Below are 16,639 nucleotides of genomic sequence, written 5' to 3' on the forward strand. Positions count from 1 at the left end.
GTCCGGCTCGCGCCCCGATGGCATACAAGGGTCGCCCCTCCCACGCGGATCCTCCCTGATCACGCGTACGGGAACGGCCAGACCCTGAGCTTCTCCTTGCCGATCGCCCACAGCCGGGCCAGCCCGTGCGGTTCGACGATCAGGAAGAAGATGATGAGCGCGCCGATGACCATCTGGGCGACCTGGAACACGGTCTCGGCGGCGACATCGACGCCAAGAGCCGGCAGGCCGACACGCAGCAGGATCGGAAGGATCCAGATGAACGCCGCGCCGAAGAAGGACCCCACCAGCGAGCCGAGGCCGCCGATGATCGCCATGAACAGCACCTGGAACGACAGGGTGATCGAGAACACCGCAGGCTCGGAGGCGCCGAGATAGAAGAACACGAACATCGCGCCGGCGACGCCGCACACATAGGACGACACCGCAAAGGCCGAGAGCTTGGCGATGAGCGGGCGCACGCCCATCAGTTCGGCGGCGATGTCCATGTCGCGGATCATCATCCACTGCCGGCCGATGCGGCCGCGGATCACGTTCTTGATGAGCAGGGTCATCACCACGACGATGGCCAGCACCACGTAGTAACGGGCCGTGCCGCTGGCCGCCGGGCCGGTGATCAGCGTGCCGAAGACCTCGCGGCCCGGCACCTCGATCGCGCCCGACGAGTTGTAATTGTACAGCCACGGGATGCGGATGAAGCACCACTCGAGGAAGAACTGCGCGGCAAGCGTCGTCACGGCGAGGTACAGGCCCTTGATGCGCAGCGACGGCAGGCCGAAGACCACGCCCGCGGCCGCGGCAAAGATGCCCGACAGCAGGATGTGGACGATGACGTTCACATCCGGGAAGATCGTCACCAGCTTGTAGCAGCTGTAGGCGCCCACCCCCATGAAGGCACCGGTGCCCAGCGACAGCTGGCCGGCGTAACCCGTCAGGATGTTGAGGCCGATCGTGGCGAGCGCCAGGACCAGGAAGGGAATGGCGATGGCCGAGAGCGTGAACTCGCTCGCCGCCAGCGGCAGCAGTAGGGCAACCACGAGAATGACGGCAATGCCGATACGGTCCTGGCGGATCGGGAAGATCTGCTGATCGGCGGCATAGGTCGTCTTGTACTGGCCGGCTTCACGATAGAACATGGCTGGCTCCTCAAATCCGCTCGATGATCTTTTCGCCGAACAGGCCCTGCGGTCGGAACAGCAGGAAGATCAGCGCGATGACATAGGCAAGCCAGCTTTCGATGCCGCCTCCCACGAGGCCGCCCCAGTAGATCTCGCCGACCTTCTCGCCGATACCGATGATCAGCCCGCCGATGATGGCGCCCGGGATGGAGGTGAAACCGCCGAGGATCAGCACCGGCAGCGCCTTCAGCGCCACGATCTCCAGTGCGAAGGACACGTCGGAGCGCGCGCCCCACATGATGCCGGTGGCCAGCGCGACGATGCCGGCGGCGAACCAGACGATCGCCCAGATCTGGTTGAGCGAGATGCCCACCGACAGGGCCGCCGTGTGGTCGTCGGCCACCGCGCGCAGGGCGCGGCCGATACGGGTGCGGTTGAAGAAGAGCGCGAGCCCGCCGACCATCAGCAGCGCGATGACCGCTGCGGCGATGTCGATATGCTGGAGGATCACCAGGCCGCGCTCGCCCATCTCGAAGGCCGTCGAGCCCGTTGGCAGGCCGAGTTCGGAGGTGATCATCTGCTTCGGCTCGCCGCCGAAGATCACTTCGCCGAGGCCGATCAGGAAGTAGGTCATGCCAATGGTCGCCATCAGCAGGATGATGTCCGGCTGGCCGACCAGCGGCCGCATGACGAACTTTTCGATGCACACGGCGAGGATCGCCATGATGCCGATTGCCAGGATCAGCGCCAGCCAGGCCGGCACCCCCTTCTCGTGCAGGCCGACCAGAGACAGGCCCGCGAACACGACCATGATGCCTTGCGCGAAGTTGAAGACGCCCGAGGCCTTGTAGATCAGCACGAAACCGAGCGCGATCAGGGCGTAGAGCACACCGGCGACGAAACCTTCCCAGACCACCTGGATCAGGAAGTCCGGCGCGTCGACCATCTGCACGAAGGGGTCGATGAGGATGTTGTAGAGCATGTCCATTAGTGCGGAACCCCGAGATACGCGTCGATCACATCCTGGTTCGACTGCACCTCCTCCGGAGGCCCGTCGGCGATCTTGCGGCCGTAGTCGAGCACCACGACGCGGTCGGACAGGTCCATGACCACGCCCATGTCGTGCTCGATCAGCGCAATCGTCGTGCCGAACTGCTGGTTCACGTCGAGGATGAAGCGGCTCATGTCCTCCTTCTCCTCAAGGTTCATGCCCGCCATCGGCTCGTCGAGCAGCAGCAGTTCGGGCTCCATGGCCAAGGCCCGGGCCAGCTCCACCCGCTTTTGCAGGCCGTAGGGCAGCCGGCCCACCGGCGTCTTGCGGATCGCCTGGATCTCGAGGAAGTCGATGATCTCCTCGACCTTGCGGCGATGCTCGATCTCCTCGTTCAGCGCCGGCCCCCAGTGCAGGCACTGCCAGAAGAAGTTCTTGTTCATCTTCAGGCCGCGGCCGGTCATGATGTTGTCGAGCGTGGTCATGCCCTTGAACAGCGCCACGTTCTGGAACGTGCGGGCAATGCCGTGGCTCGCCGCCTCGTAGGGCTTCATCTTCCGCCGGACCTGGCCGCGCCAGGTGATCGTCCCCTCCTGGGGATGGTAGAAGCCGTTGATGACGTTGAGCATCGAGGTCTTGCCGGCACCGTTCGGCCCGATGATCGCCCTCACCTCACCCTTGAGGATGTCGAAGGAGATGTTGGTGATCGCCTTCACGCCGCCGAAGGACAACGAAACGTTGTCGACGCGCAGAAGGACTTCGCCCTTGGTCAGGCCGGAATGCCCGGCCATGCCGGCGGGGTCGACAAAGGCGTTCATTCTGCCGCCTCCCTGAGGCCGCTGCTTGCGGCCGGATAGGTCTGCATGTCGCGGATCTCGACGGTGGCCTCGATCGCGCCCTTCCGGCCATCCTCGAAGGTGACCTCGGTGCGCACATGCTTGTTGGTGGAACCGTCGTAGAGCGCCTCGATGAGCGGGGCGTAGCGGTCGGCGATGAAGGAGCGGCGGACCTTCTGCGTGCGCGTCAGCTCGCCATCGTCGGCGTCGAGCTCCTTGTGCAGCACCAGGAAGCGCTTGATCTGCGCGCCCGCCATCATCGGCTCGTTCGCAAGATCGCGGTTCACCTCGTCGACATGGCTGCGAACCATCTCGTAGACCTGCGGATGCGCCGCCAGCTCCTGGTAGGAGGCATAGTTGACGTTGTTGCGCTCGGCCCACGATCCCACGGCGGTCAGGTCGATATTGACGAAGACGCCGCAGAAATCGCGGCCGTCACCGAAGGCCACGACCTCCTTCACGTTGGGATAGAACTTCAGCTTGTTCTCGATGTATTTCGGCGCGAACAGCGAGCCGTCGGTGAGCTTGCCCACGTCCTTGGCACGGTCGATGATCTTGAGATGGCCGTTGTCGGCGATGAAGCCCGCATCGCCCGTCAGCACCCAGCCGTCCTCGGTCTTGGTGGTGCGGGTGGCCTCCTCGTTCTTGTAGTAGCCGACGAAGACGCCCGGCGAGCGGTAGAGCACCTCGCCGTTCTCGGCGATCTTGATCTCGACGTCCGGCGCCGGCATGCCGACCGTGTCGCCGAAAATCTCGCCGTCCGGCTGCATGGTGATGTAGACGCTGGCTTCGGTCTGGCCGTAGAGCTGCTTCAGGTTGAGGCCGAGCGAGCGGTAGAAGCGGAAGATCTCCGGGCCGATCGCCTCGCCGGCAGTGTAGCCGACGCGCAGACGGGTAAAGCCCATCTGGTTCTTCAACGGTCCGTAGACCATGAATTCGCCGAGCTGGTAGAGCAGACGGTCGACCAGCGACACCTTCTCGCCGTTGAGGATCGGCTCGCCGACCCGGCGCGCCAGCGCCATGAAGCTGTCGAACATCTTCTTCTTGAGCCGGCCGGCATCTTCCATGCGGACCATGATGAGGGTCAAAAGGCCCTCGAAGACGCGCGGCGGGGCGAAGAAATAGGTCGGGGCGATCTCGCGCCGGTCCGACAGCACCGTTTCGAGATTTTCCGGGCAATTGACGCAATAGCCGGCGAGATAGGCCTGGGCGAGCGAGAACACGTGGTCGCCGATCCAGGCCATCGGCAGGTAGGCGATGGTCTCCTCGGTCTCGTTCAGCTTGTCGAAGGCGTTGCCGTTGCGCGCCGAGATGACGAGGTTGTCGAAGGACAGCATCACGCCCTTCGGCCGGCCGGTGGTGCCGGAGGTGTAGAGCATGACCGCAAGGTCGGCGCCCTTCGTCGCGGCGATGCCCTCGAGCCAGGCCTTTTCGCGCGCGCCGTCCTCGGCAAGCGCGGCGCGGCCGTTCACCTGCAGCTGCTCGAAGGAGTGGAGCCGGGTGTGGTCGTAGTCGCGCAGGCCCCGCGGATCGTCGTAGACGATGTGCTCGAGCCTCGGCAGCTGCTCCGACATGGAGAGAAGCTTGTCGACCTGCTCCTGGTCCTCGACACAGGCGAAGCGAACCTCCGCGTGCTCCAGGACATAGGCCATCTCTTCGGCAACTGAGTCCGAATAGAGCGGGACCGGCACGCCGCCGAGCGACTGCGCCGCGACCATCGACCAGTAGAGCCGCGGACGGTTGGCGCCGACGATGGCGATCCTGTCTCCCGGCTTGAAGCCGGCGTCCTGCAGACCGATCGAAAAGGAGCGGATTTCCTCCAGCACCTGCGACCAGGTCCAAGTCTGCCAGATTCCGAGATCCTTCTCGCGCATGGATGGCCGGTCCGCGAAGACACGGGCATTGCGCAGAAGAATTTTCGGAAAGGTGTCCTCGTCGAGGCGCTCGACGACGGGCGACCCTGCCATGCGTTTCTTCCCCTCTGGACGCCCCGTTTTCGGGGTCGTTCGTTTCAGCGTTGCCAAGACGCAAGTGGTCTCAGCGGCGACAACCCCTTCTCTCTTGTTGGAGACTCGGCACGGGTTGACGCGGATTTCCGCTTAAAGGCAACGCTAGGGCCCCAGCGTTGCGCCAGTATGTGCCAAATGCAACGAATTGTTTCAGGGGCGAGGAAGACCCAGTATCGACGAGAGACGATATCGACAGCGGCCAAGCGCTGGATAAACTCGCCCCATGACACGCCGCGACCTGTATCGCGAGCGGCTCGACCTGTTGCAGGCGGCGCTCGATCACATCAACCAGGGGTTCTCCGTCTTCGACGCGGACCTGCGCCTCGTTGCCTGGAACCGTCAGCTGTTCTCGATGCTGGAGTTTCCCTGGCACCTGGCCCGTCGCGGCACGCATCTGTCCGCCTTTCTCGAGGTGAACGCGGCACGCGGCGAATACGGCCCAGGCGATGTCGGCGACATCGTCGCGCGCCGGGTCGAGCGGGCAAAGCTGTTCGAGCCGCACACCTTCGAGCGGGTACGCCCCGACGGTCAGGTGGTGATGGTGACCGGCGCGCCCCTGCCCGAGGGCGGCTTCGTCACCACCTATACCGACATCACCCGCGAGCGGCAGCACCAGGCCTCGCTGGAGCGCACCGTCGCCGAGCGCACGCACCAGCTGCGCCAGAGCGAGGACTGGCTGCGCCTCGTCACGGAAAACATCCCCGCACTCGTTGCCTATATCAGCCCCGGCCCGATCTACCGCTTCGCCAACCGCCGCTATGCCAAGTGGTTCGACCAGACGGTGGAATCCATCGCCGGCCGGCATGTGGGCGACATTCTCGGCCCCGACCTTTATGCCCGGCTCGAGCCGCATATCGAGAAGGCCTTCCAGGGCCAGGCGGTTTCCTATGAATATTCGCGCACCCGGCCGACCGGCGTCGTCGCGCATATGCGCTCCACCCTCATCCCCGACCGTACGCTGGACGGGCGGGTGCTCGGCTGCTTCGTGCTGTCGCTGGATGCGACCGAGCAGAAGCGCAGCGAGGCGGCCCTGGCCCAGGCCCAGCGCATGGAGGCGGTCGGCCAGCTGACCGGCGGGCTGGCGCACGACTTCAACAACCTGCTGACGATCATCATCGGCAACGTGCTGGCGCTGAGGCGCAAGGTCGACCTCCCGGCGATGCCCGACCTTGCCATGCATCTCGATCCAATCCACCAGGCCGCCCAGCGCGGCGCCGACCTGACCCGGCGCCTCCTGGCCTTCGCCAGAGGCGATGCTTCCGACGTGCGGCCGCTGCGGCTCGCCCCGCTGACGGCGAATGTGGAAGGACTGCTTGCCGGCTCCCTGCCGAAATCGGTGGAGCTGGTGCTCGACCTTGCCGCATGCGACGCTATCGTGCGCATCGACCCGGCGGAGTTCGAGAATGCGCTGGTCAACCTGGTGCTCAATGCCCGCGATGCGATGCCCTCGGGCGGGACCATTTCCATCTCGCTCACCTGCGCCGATCTCAACCGGGCGGAGGCCGACCGGTTCGGCGTCATGCCCGGCGCCCATGCGTTGCTGGAGGTACGGGACAACGGCGAGGGCATGAGCGAGGAGGTGCGCCGCCAGGCCTTTGACCCGTTCTTTTCAACCAAGCCTTTCGGAACGGGCAGCGGCCTCGGCCTGCCGACCGTCTATGGCTGCGTGCGGCGCAGCGGCGGCGGCATCCTGATCGACAGCACCCCGGGAGAAGGAACGGTGATCCGCCTCGCCTTTCCGGTGATCGACGCCGAGCCGGGCCAACACGACAACGCAGACGGCGAGCCCGCCGCCGACGGCAACGGCGAACTGGTGCTGGTGGTGGACGACGACACCGACGTCGCCGACGTGGTGCGCGACCAGCTCTGCGCCCTCGGCTATTCGGTGCTGGTGACCGGCAGCACGGACGACGCGCTGGACCTTGTGCGCGACGTCGAGGACATCCGTGCGGTGCTCAGCGACATCGTCATGCCGGGCCAGACCAACGGCATCGCGCTTGTTGCCGAGCTAAGAAAACGGCGGCCGGGTCTTCCGGTGGCGCTGATGACCGGTTACCGTCAGGGGCCGACGCTTGAGGCCCAGTCACCGGACTGCCCTGTGCTGCCAAAACCCTTTTCCAGCCGCCTGCTCGCCCGGACCATGAACGAGATACTTGCTTCATGAACCATCCCGACCCCATCCAGGGTGGAGACGCCGCCGCCGGCGCGGACCCGCTCGTCTTCATCATCGAGGACGAAGCCGACATCCGCGCCCTGCTGGCCGATACGCTCTCCACCTACCGGTTCCGCACGGAAGTCTTCGCGACGGCCGACGCGGCCCTGATCGGCATCGGCCAGCGCATGCCCGCCGCGATCATCCTCGACCTCGGCCTGCCCGACATGGACGGGATGGAGATGATCAACCGGGTGCGCGCGCGCGGGCCCGTGCCGATTCTCGTGCTCTCCGCCCGCGCCCATGCCTCCGACCGGATCATGGGGCTGGAATTCGGCGCCGACGATTATGTGGTGAAGCCGTTCGACCCGCGCGAAATCGTCGCCCGGGTACGCTCCCTCCTGCGCCGCGCCGCACCGGCGGCGGCAACGGGCAGCAGCGAGAGCGGCGAACGGGTGCCCCGGGAATTCGCTCGTTTCGAGAACTGGCGGTTCGAGCCGCAAAGCCACCGCCTCGTCGATCCGGACGGCGAGGAGACGTTCCTGTCGACCGGCGAAGCGGCGATCCTGACAGCTTTGCTGAAAGCCCCCCGCCGGGTGCTCAGCCGCGACTATCTTCTGGAACACGGCGGGCGCGACGACACGCTCGACCGGGCCATCGACGTGCGCATCTCACGGATCCGCAAGAAGCTGACCCGCCCCGACACGCCGACCCTCATCCGGACCGTCTACGGCTCAGGCTACATGCTGACCGCACAGGTTGACTGGGTCTCCGGATAGGGCCGGATCATTTGCCTCAGTGACAGTGATAAGGCTGGGAACCGGCGTGGCAACACTGCCCGCGCGGGCTGTCCTTGCGACATCCACCGCCATGGGCGCTGGCGCTGACCGTTGCAAACGCAACACTCATCAGAACGCAAACCAGCAAATACATCGTCTTCATTTCAAAATCCCCTTAATCGATAAAAAACAAATCTATATTCGAATCAATAAATATTCAAATAGATTACCCACAACTCATCGCAACCATAAGATTTATTAGCGAAACAAAAGATTATTTATGCCAAGAGGCATGCAAATCCTGGAGCCCGCGAAAGACGCGCGATATCAGATCGTTCCGCGTGCCTTGCAGAAGGGCAGAGCCGTTGCCTGCGCGGCAAAGCACAACCGGAAACGAACACGGCCGCCGAAAGGCGGCCGTGAGCTGATTCTTTTTCGAGAAAAGTGCCGAAACCGGTGTGACCGCGCTACCTACTCCGCCGCAAGCCGGGCACTGCGCCCCTCGCGGAACGCCGCAAGCAACTCGGGCAGCCGCGCCTCCGCCTCGTGCATCGAGGCTTCCCGGACCGGGCCGAAGCCGCGGATCGAGCGCGGGAAGGCGAGCAGTGCCTGCGCCGCAGCCGCGTTGCCGGCATCGAGCGCACCCGCCACCTCGTCGACGATCCGCTCATACTCGTCGCGCAGCCGGCGTTCGCGCTGCCGTTCCTGCGTACGCCCGAACACATCGAACGTACCGCCGCGCAGGCCCTTCATGCGGGCAAGCAGGCGGAAGAGCGGCATCATCCAGGGGCCGAAACGGCGCTTGGCCGGACGCCCGGTCCGCTTGTCGGTGCGCGACAGCAGCGGCGGGGCGAGATGGAACTCCAGCTTCTTGAAGCTCTCGAACGTCTCCGACAGCTGGCGTGCGAAACTCTCGCCGGTGAACAGGCGGGCGACCTCGTATTCGTCCTTGATCGCCATCAGGCGGAAGAGCTCGCGCGCCACCGTTTCGCGGATTTCCTCGCCGGACGCGCCGAGACGGCTTGCCGCCTGCGACAGGCGCGCGACGCGCTCGCTGTAGCGCGCCGCATAGGCCGCGTCCTGGTAGTCGGTGAGGAAGGCGGCACGGCGCGCGACCATCTCCTCGACGCTTTCCGACAAGCGCCGGTGCTCGAGTTGGTCGGGACGCGACTTTACCGCCCGCACCACCGCCTCCGGATCCACCGCCGCGACCCGGCCCCAGGCAAAGGCGGACAGGTTCATCTCCACCGACACCTTGTTGAGGCGGATCGCCTCTTCCAGAGCCTCGCGGGTGAGCGGCAAGGCACCGAGCTGCCAGCCGAAGCCGAGCAGGAACATGTTGGCGGCGATGGCATCGCCGAAGAGTTCGGTGGCAAGCTCCGTCGCATCGATGAAGCGGGCGCGGTCAGGCCCTGCCGCCTCACTGAGCGCCGCCACCAGGCGCCGGCCGGGAAGGCTGAAGTCGGGATTGCGGGCAAAGTCGCCCGGCAGGGTCTCGTGGGTGTTGATCACCGCGAAGCTCCGTCCCGGCGTCATCGCCGAGAGGATCTTGGCCGAGCCGGCAACGACGATATCGCAACCGAGCACCAGATCCGCCGAGCCGGGGCCGACGCGGATCGCCGAGATTTCCTCGGGCCGCGGCGCCAGCTTCAGATGGCTGATCACCGCCCCGCCCTTCTGGGCAAGGCCGGCCATGTCGATGATGCCGCAGCCGAGCCCGTCGAGATGGGCGGCCATGCCGATCACCGCGCCGATGGTGACGACGCCGGTGCCGCCGACGCCGGTGATCATCACCGAATGCATGCCGGTGAGCGGAGCGATCTGCGGCTCGGCGACCTGCGGTGCCGCCGGCGGCATCACCGCACGGCCCTTCAGCACCCCCCCGCGCACGCTGACGAAGGACGGGCAGAAGCCCTTCACGCAGGAGAAGTCCTTGTTGCAGGACGACTGGTCGATCGTCCGCTTGCGCCCCCACTCGGTCTCTACCGGCTGGATGGCGACGCAGTTGGACTGCACGCCGCAATCGCCGCAGCCCTCGCAGACCAGCTCGTTCACCACCACCCGCTCGTCCGGATCGGGGAAGAGGCCGCGCTTGCGCCGGCGCCGCTTCTCGGCGGCGCAGGTCTGGTCGTAGATGAGAACGGTGAGCCCCGGCTCGCCGGCAAGCTCGCGCTCCACCTCGATCAGCTCGTCGCGGTGATGGATTGCGGTGCCGGACGGCCAGGCGGTCGCCGGGGGATATTTGCCCGGCTCGTCGGTGACGATGACGACCCGCCGCGCACCTTCCGCCGCGACCTGCCGGGCGATCTCGTCGACGCGCAGGCCGCCGTCATGGGACTGGCCACCGGTCATCGCCACCGCATCGTTGTAGAGGATCTTGTAGGTGATGTTGACGCCGGCCGCCTTGGCTGCGCGGATCGCCAGCGCGCCCGAGTGGTTGTAAGTACCGTCGCCGAGATTCTGGAAGACGTGGCCGGTGCGCGAGAAATGCGCTTCGCCGACCCAGTTGGCACCCTCACCGCCCATCTGGGTGTAGCCTTCCGTGTTCCGGTCCATCCACTGGACCATGTAGTGGCAGCCGATGCCCGCATAGGCGCGGCTGCCCTCGGGAACGCGGGTCGAGGAATTGTGCGGACAGCCGGCGCAGAAATACGGGCTGCGCACGGCAACGTCCCGCGTCGCGGCAAGGCGCAGGAACCGCTCCTCCAGATCCGCAAGACGGGCGGAGAGCGCATCGGAGGCGCGCCGCCGCGCCACCCGGCGGCCGATCTCGCGGGCGATCTGGATCGGCTCCAGCGCGCCGGGCGCTCGGAACAGCACGGCTCCTTCCTCATCGGCCTTGCCGATTACCGCCGGGGCGTCGGTCATGCCGTAGAGGATTTCCTTGACCTGCGGCTCGATCAGCCCGCGCTTTTCCTCCACCACGATCAGCAATTCGAGGCGCTGCGCGAAATCGCGCAGACGGCCCGGCGACAGCGGCCAGGGGCAGCCGATCTTGAGGAAGGAAACGCCGAGATCCGCGGCCGCCACCTCGTCGATGCCGAGCAGGTCCAGCGCTTCCAGCACGTCGAGATAGCTCTTGCCGGTGGAGACGATGCCGACAACGGGCCGGCGGCCGCCCGACAGCACCACCTTGTCCAGCGGATTGGCGGCGATGAAGGCCTTGGCCGCCGGCAGCTTGACTTCGTGCAGGCGCGCTTCCTGCACCAGGGGATGATCGGAAGGGCGAATGTGCACGCCATCCGGCGGGAAGGGAAAGTCGGGAAGCACCGGCAGGACCCGGTCGAGCCGCCCGTCGATGGTCGCGGTCGATTCGACATTGTCCTTGACCAGCTTCAGGCCGGCCCAGATGCCGGCATAGCGCGACAGGGCCCAGCCGTAGAGGCCGAAATCGAGGATCTCCTGGGCGCCGGCAGGATTGAGGATCGGCATCATCGCATCGACCAGCGCGAATTCCGACTGGTGGGCCGTGGTGGAGCTCTCGCAAGTGTGATCGTCGCCCATCAGCGCCAGGACGCCGCCATGGCGCGAGGTGCCTGCGAGATTGGCGTGGCGAAAGGCATCGCCCGAGCGGTCGACGCCCGGCCCCTTGCCGTACCAGATGCCGAAGACACCGTCGTAGCGACCCTCGCCGCGCATTTCCGCCTGCTGGGTGCCCCACAGTGCGGTAGCGGCCAGGTCCTCGTTGATCGCCGGCGAGAACACGACGTCCTGCGGGGCAAGCAGCCGCGCGGCCTTCTGGAACTGCTGGTCGAGCGCACCGAGCGGCGAACCGCGATAGCCGGTGACATAACCGCCGGTGTTGAGCCCGGCGCGGCGGTCCCGCTCCTTCTGCATCAGCACCAGACGGATCAGCGCCTGGGTGCCGGAGATGAAGATGCGCTCCCTCGAAAGGTCGAACTTGTCGTCGAGCGAGACCGTATTGCGTGCCATGTGAACTCCCTCCCTGCGAGCGCTCTCACGCGCGCCCGCTGCGCCAAGGTTCTTTCCCAACCCCCGGTGCCGTCAAATGAAATCCGCAACCCGATCGGATCAATCCTCTCTCGCAGGCGGCTGTTCCACACCCTTTCGCCGGTCATTTCGCACCTGCAACAGAACTTGCCGCAACGTCCGCACCGCAGATTGTCGGCGCGATGCCGGCAAGGCGATTTTGCCTGCAACCCATGCAGCATTGCTTTTGCAATGGGCGCAAAGCTGCTAAGCAAACGCCCATCGTCATATGGGGAAGCGGGCCGGAACGGCGAATACGTCGACGCCCCGCTGGGGGAACTACCGGAGAAGGTCTGTGATGAAACTCGAGAACGCGCGCCGCCAAACGCGCGATTGGGAGTGAGCCCGTGCGTGCGCTTGCCCTGATCGTCCGCATCATCAGCGGTATCAACGCGCTGGTCGGGAATGTGTTTTCCTGGCTTTCGCTGGCCATCGTCGCCGTCTGCTTCACCGTCGTGGTGCAGCGCTATGTCTTCGCGATCAGCTATGTCTGGATGCAGGATCTTTACGTCTGGCTGAACGGCGCCATGTTCACCGCCGTTGCGGGATTCGCGCTGCTGCGCAACGACCATGTCCGCGTCGACATCTTCTACCGGCCCGCCAGCATTCGCCGCAAGGCGATGGTGGACCTGATCGGCGTCTTCCTGTTCCTGCTGCCCTTCACCTATGTGGTGATCAACTTCGGCTGGACCTTCGTCGCCCGCTCCTGGCGCCTGCACGAGGCGTCGGCCAATGTCGGCGGCATGCCCGGACTGTTCATCCTGAAGTCCTTCATCATCGCCTTCGCCGCGCTTCTGGCCCTGCAGGGTATCGCCATGGCCGCCCGGGCGATCCTGGCTCTGGCCGACCGGGAAGACCTTCTGCCGCCGCATCTGCGCTACGAAAGCGTCGCCGCATCCACTGGGGAGGCTGAGGCCTGATGGATCCCGTTCTTATCGGCGAGCTCCTGTCGGGGCTCATGTTCTTCGGCATTATCGGCTTCCTGCTGCTCGGCTTCCCGGTCGCCTTCACGCTCTCCGGCGTGTCGCTGATGTTCGGCCTCGTCGGCATGTGGTTCGGCGTCTTCGACCCGTCCAATCTCGGCAGCCTGGCCAACCGCTACATCGGCTACATGACCAACGAGGTCCTGGTCGCCGTGCCGCTGTTCATCTTCATGGGCGTCATGCTGGAGCGCTCGAAGATCGCCGAACAGCTGCTGCTGACCATGGGCAAGCTGTTCGGCAACCTGCGCGGCGGCCTCGGCATGTCGGTGATCGTGGTGGGCGCGCTGCTGGCCGCCTCCACCGGCGTCGTCGGTGCCACCGTCGTGACGATGGGCCTGATCTCGCTGCCGGCGATGCTGCGCGCCAATTACGACCCGCGCCTCGCCACCGGCGTCATCTGCGCCTCGGGCACGCTCGGCCAGATCATCCCGCCCTCGACCGTGCTGATCTTCATGGGCGACATGCTGTCGGGCATCAACGCCCAGGTGCAGATGTCGAAGGGCAACTTCGCTCCCACGCCGGTCTCGGTCGGCGACCTGTTCGCCGGCGCGCTGCTGCCGGGCCTGCTGCTGGTCGGCCTCTACCTGTCCTGGACGATCTTCAAGGCGATCGTGGATCCCAAATCCTGTCCGGCAACGCCCGTGCCGCAGGAGGAGAAAGCGCATCTCTTCCGCGAGGTGCTCACCGCGCTGCTGCCGCCGTTGATGCTGATCCTGGCCGTGCTCGGCTCGATCCTCGGCGGCGTCGCAACGCCGACGGAAGCGGCTTCCGTGGGCGCGGTCGGTGCGCTGGTGCTCGCCGCCCTGCGCTGGCGCCTGTCCTTCTCGATCCTGCGGGAAACCGCGATCGCGACGGCGACCATCACCTGCATGGTCTTCATCATCCTGTTCGGCGCTGCCGTGTTCTCCATCGTCTTCCGCCTGATGGGCGGCGACAACCTGGTGCACGAGTTCCTGTCGAACCTGCCCGGCGGCACCCTGGCGGCCGTGGCGGTGGTGATGTTCATCATGTTCCTGCTGGGCTTCATCCTCGACACGTTCGAGATCATCTTCATCGTGATCCCCATCACCGCGCCGATCCTGCTGGCGCTGGACGTCGACCCGGTCTGGCTCGGCATCATCGTCGGCGTGAACCTGCAGACCTCGTTCCTGACGCCGCCCTTCGGCTTCGCACTGTTCTATCTGCGAGGCGTTGCACCGCACTCGGTGTCGACGGCGATGATCTACAAGGGCGTGCTGCCTTTCGTCTGCCTGCAGCTGCTGGCCATCGCGATCCTGTTCATCTTCCCGGAGATCGCAACCTGGCTGCCCAAGCAGATCTACAACTGAGGACCGGTCGCCGCGCACATCCCAGCGCGGCGATCCCTTCCCCGTCCGCAAGGCGGTGTCCCGGGCAACTCCTCGAGACGAACAAAAAACCCCGGCCGCAAGGCCGGGGTTTTTCCGTTTCGGGCTTTCGAAAAGCCTCAAAAAGCTCCGGATGGACCCGCCGTCAGGCGGGCCCATCCGGCGTGTTGCATCAGATCTTGAAGTAGGCCTTGCGCGCCTCGATGAAGGCGCCGTCAGTGCCCTCGGTGCGGGTGCGCAGGATGTTGAGCGACTCGATGAAGCTCTCGGTCGTCTTCTTGACGAGAGCATCGTCGGAATCGCGCAGGCTGGTCAGGATCTCGATCGCAGCCTTGGCACCGGCTTCCATGATGTCGTCCGGGAACTGGCGGACATTGACGCCATGCTCTTCGACGAGCGTCTTCAGGGCACGCGGGTCGTTGGCATAGAAGTCCGAGGCAACCTGGTCGTACTCGGCCTGGCAGACATCGCGGACGATCGCCTGCAGGTCGGCCGGCAGGGCCTGATACTTGGACTTGTTGACGACCAGCTCGGTGGCGAGGCCCGGCTCAACGAAGCTCGGGAAGTAGTAGTTCTTCGCCACCTGATAGAAGCCGAGAGCCAGGTCGTTGTACGGACCGACGAACTCGGCCGCATCCAGCGTACCGGACTGCAGGGCCTGGAAAATCTCGCCGCCGGCCATGTTGGTGACGGTGGCGCCGAGCTTCTCCCACACACGGCCGCCGAGGCCCGGCGTACGGAAACGCAGGCCCTTGACGGACTCAAGGCTCGTCAGCTCGTTGCGGAACCAGCCGCCCGCCTGGGTGCCGGTGTCGCCGGACAGGAAGCCCTGCACGCCGAACTGGTCGTAGATTTCGTCCCAGAGCTCCTGGCCGCCCATGAAGCGCACCCACGCGGTGAGCTCACGCGAGGTCATGCCGTAGGGCACGCCGGTGAAGAACGACAGGGCCGGGCTCTTGTTCTGCCAGTAGTAGGCAGCGCCATGGCTCATCTCGGCCGAACCGTCGATGACCGCATCGAGCGACTGGAGCGGCGGAACCAGCTCGCCAGCCGAATAGACCTGGATGGTCAGACGGCCGCCGGATGCTGCGGTGATGCGATCGGCCAGACGCTGCGCGCCGACACCTAGGCCCGGGAAGTTCTTCGGCCAGGTGGTAACCATGCGCCAGGTCTGGTTGCCCTGCGCGATGGCCGGAGCGGCGAGCGTTGCTGCGCCGGCGCCAACGCCGGCCAGGCCGGCCTTCTTGATGAATGAACGGCGATCCATGCGGTCCCTCCCTTGGGATTTGTCGAGATGTCGAGTCCCTCGCCCGATTTCCCGAACTCGTGTCGGCAACCGGGGTTGCCAGACGTTGCCAAGTACCCTTCTCCTAAAGGCACTTTGACAGCGATATAAACCGCATATGCCTATGGGACACAAGGCCGGCCGATACAACTGCGCGAATTTTCACCATGCCCGGCAAGCCCCTGGCAAAGCCCGCTCCACCTGCGGCCGAGCCGGGCCCGGCGGAGGGGGAACCGGGTGCCACAGGCGTGTGCGGTGGTGGACAAGCGCGCGCCTTTCGCTAATCTCGCGAAACATGACCGGCGACCGGTTGCAGTCGCTCTGCGGGCTTGAGGTCGCGCCCCACGCGGCCAGCCCCTTTCTCGGAGCTTTTCAGGAGCCCAAATGTCCGCCCCCGTTGTTCTCGTCAGCTGCGACGTGAAGGAACTCGACGGCTATGCCTGGCATGCCGCCCCATCGACCTATCTGGAGGCCTTGGTGCAGGGCGCGGGCGCCATGCCGCTGCTGCTGCCGTCCCTGGGCCCCGCGATCGATCTGGACGCGGTGCTCGACCGCGTCGACGGCGTGCTGTTGACCGGCTCCCGCTCCAACGTCCATCCGACCCTGTACGGCGCCGAGGCCCAGGAGAAGGACGGCCCGTTCGACAACCGCCGCGACACAACCACCCTTCCGCTGATCCGCCGCGCCATCGCCCGCGCCCTGCCGGTCTTCGCCATCTGCCGCGGCCTGCAGGAGCTGAATGTCGCGCTCGGCGGCACGCTGGTCAGCGAAGTGCAGGAGATGGACGGACGCCGCGATCACCGGGCCCCGGAGGCGGAGAGCCAGGATGCCCGCTTCGCCCTGGCCCACCATGTGGAGATCGTTCCCGGCGGAAAGCTGGCGGCGGTGCTCGGAGATGCCCGCATCGACGTCAACTCCCTGCACCGGCAGGCGATCGGGCGCCTGGCGCCCGGTCTCACCATCGAGGCCACCGCCGACGACGGCACCATCGAGGCGGTCTCCATCGACGGAGCGGCCTCCTTTGCCCTCGCCACCCAATGGCACCCGGAATACTGGGTCGGCAGCGACGCCGCGTCCTCGCGCCTGTTCGCCGCCTTCGGCGCAGCCTTGCGAGAAAACCGCAGCATGCGCCAGGCAGCCGAATAGCAAC

The 16,639-nt window shown here is 65.8% G+C and carries 11 protein-coding genes; 5 read left to right on the plus strand and 6 right to left on the minus strand.

Annotated elements, in window-relative coordinates; translation table 11 throughout:
* Positions 1–59 precede the first annotated feature (59 nt).
* Genes H7H34_RS19080 through H7H34_RS19095 form a run of 4 tightly spaced genes read right to left on the minus strand, consistent with a single transcriptional unit; the run spans position 60 to position 4,912 of the window.
* Positions 60–1,136: a branched-chain amino acid ABC transporter permease gene (locus H7H34_RS19080; RefSeq protein ID WP_120269660.1), complete on the minus strand. Its 1,077-nt coding sequence runs from the start codon at positions 1,134–1,136 to the stop codon at positions 60–62.
* Between the two features lie 10 nt (positions 1,137–1,146).
* The gene (locus H7H34_RS19085; RefSeq protein ID WP_120269763.1) at positions 1,147–2,100 is read right to left on the minus strand and encodes a branched-chain amino acid ABC transporter permease; all 954 of its coding nucleotides are present in this window, start codon (positions 2,098–2,100) and stop codon (positions 1,147–1,149) included.
* A 5-nt stretch (positions 2,101–2,105) separates the two neighbouring features.
* On the minus strand, positions 2,106–2,927 hold the full coding sequence (locus H7H34_RS19090; RefSeq protein WP_120269661.1) for an ABC transporter ATP-binding protein: 822 nt from the start codon (positions 2,925–2,927) through the stop codon (positions 2,106–2,108).
* A complete protein-coding gene (locus H7H34_RS19095; RefSeq protein WP_185926119.1) occupies positions 2,924–4,912 on the minus strand; it encodes an AMP-binding protein in 1,989 nt (662 codons plus the stop codon). The genes H7H34_RS19090 and H7H34_RS19095 overlap by 4 nt, the downstream gene beginning before the upstream one ends.
* A gap of 265 nt (positions 4,913–5,177) precedes the next feature.
* Here H7H34_RS19095 and H7H34_RS19100 point away from each other — a divergent pair, with 265 nt between their 5' ends.
* Both H7H34_RS19100 and H7H34_RS19105 read left to right on the plus strand, forming a co-directional pair.
* On the plus strand, positions 5,178–7,118 hold the full coding sequence (locus H7H34_RS19100; RefSeq protein ID WP_185926120.1) for a hybrid sensor histidine kinase/response regulator: 1,941 nt from the start codon (positions 5,178–5,180) through the stop codon (positions 7,116–7,118).
* Positions 7,115–7,885, plus strand: coding sequence for a response regulator transcription factor (locus H7H34_RS19105; RefSeq protein WP_120269664.1), 771 nt, complete (start codon positions 7,115–7,117; stop codon positions 7,883–7,885). Before H7H34_RS19100 ends, H7H34_RS19105 begins: the two co-directional genes overlap by 4 nt.
* 471 nt (positions 7,886–8,356) lie before the next feature.
* On the opposite strand, the gene H7H34_RS19110 is transcribed toward H7H34_RS19105, so the two are convergent.
* On the minus strand, positions 8,357–11,818 hold the full coding sequence (locus tag H7H34_RS19110) for an indolepyruvate ferredoxin oxidoreductase family protein (RefSeq protein WP_185926121.1): 3,462 nt from the start codon (positions 11,816–11,818) through the stop codon (positions 8,357–8,359).
* Positions 11,819–12,222: 404 nt separating this feature from the next.
* On the opposite strand from H7H34_RS19110, the gene H7H34_RS19115 reads away from it, so the two are divergent.
* Together H7H34_RS19115 and H7H34_RS19120 are read left to right on the plus strand one after the other, a co-directional pair.
* Positions 12,223–12,795 carry a TRAP transporter small permease subunit gene (locus H7H34_RS19115; RefSeq protein WP_120269666.1) on the plus strand — a complete coding sequence of 191 codons (573 nt, stop codon included), beginning with the start codon at positions 12,223–12,225 and terminating at the stop codon, positions 12,793–12,795.
* Positions 12,795–14,186, plus strand: a complete 1,392-nt coding sequence (locus H7H34_RS19120) for a TRAP transporter large permease (RefSeq protein WP_120269667.1) — start codon at positions 12,795–12,797, stop codon at positions 14,184–14,186. The genes H7H34_RS19115 and H7H34_RS19120 overlap by 1 nt, the downstream gene beginning before the upstream one ends.
* Positions 14,187–14,376: 190 nt before the next feature.
* Here H7H34_RS19120 and H7H34_RS19125 read toward each other — a convergent pair whose 3' ends face one another.
* Positions 14,377–15,471, minus strand: coding sequence for a TRAP transporter substrate-binding protein (locus tag H7H34_RS19125; RefSeq protein WP_120269668.1), 1,095 nt, complete (start codon positions 15,469–15,471; stop codon positions 14,377–14,379).
* Positions 15,472–15,873: 402 nt separating this feature from the next.
* On the opposite strand from H7H34_RS19125, the gene H7H34_RS19130 reads away from it, so the two are divergent.
* Positions 15,874–16,635 (plus strand): gamma-glutamyl-gamma-aminobutyrate hydrolase family protein, encoded by a 762-nt coding sequence (locus H7H34_RS19130; RefSeq protein ID WP_185926122.1) that lies wholly within the window; start codon positions 15,874–15,876, stop codon positions 16,633–16,635.
* Positions 16,636–16,639: the final 4 nt, after the last annotated feature.

Source organism: Stappia sp. 28M-7, from assembly GCF_014252955.1.
Taxonomy (GTDB): Bacteria; Pseudomonadota; Alphaproteobacteria; order Rhizobiales; family Stappiaceae; genus Stappia.

Bases quoted from the DNA above. Each gene is read 5' to 3' on its own strand.
- H7H34_RS19080 (WP_120269660.1), bottom strand. From the start codon at position 1,136: ATGTTCTATCGTGAAGCCGGCCAGTACAAGACGACCTATGCCGCCGAT.
- H7H34_RS19085 (WP_120269763.1), bottom strand. From the start codon at position 2,100: ATGCTCTACAACATCCTCATCGACCCCTTCGTGCAGATGGTCGACGCG.
- H7H34_RS19090 (WP_120269661.1), bottom strand. From the start codon at position 2,927: ATGAACGCCTTTGTCGACCCCGCCGGCATGGCCGGGCATTCCGGCCTG.
- H7H34_RS19095 (WP_185926119.1), bottom strand. From the start codon at position 4,912: ATGGCAGGGTCGCCCGTCGTCGAGCGCCTCGACGAGGACACCTTTCCG.
- H7H34_RS19100 (WP_185926120.1), top strand. From the start codon at position 5,178: ATGACACGCCGCGACCTGTATCGCGAGCGGCTCGACCTGTTGCAGGCG.
- H7H34_RS19105 (WP_120269664.1), top strand. From the start codon at position 7,115: ATGAACCATCCCGACCCCATCCAGGGTGGAGACGCCGCCGCCGGCGCG.
- H7H34_RS19110 (WP_185926121.1), bottom strand. From the start codon at position 11,818: ATGGCACGCAATACGGTCTCGCTCGACGACAAGTTCGACCTTTCGAGG.
- H7H34_RS19120 (WP_120269667.1), top strand. From the start codon at position 12,795: ATGGATCCCGTTCTTATCGGCGAGCTCCTGTCGGGGCTCATGTTCTTC.
- H7H34_RS19125 (WP_120269668.1), bottom strand. From the start codon at position 15,471: ATGGATCGCCGTTCATTCATCAAGAAGGCCGGCCTGGCCGGCGTTGGC.
- H7H34_RS19130 (WP_185926122.1), top strand. From the start codon at position 15,874: ATGTCCGCCCCCGTTGTTCTCGTCAGCTGCGACGTGAAGGAACTCGAC.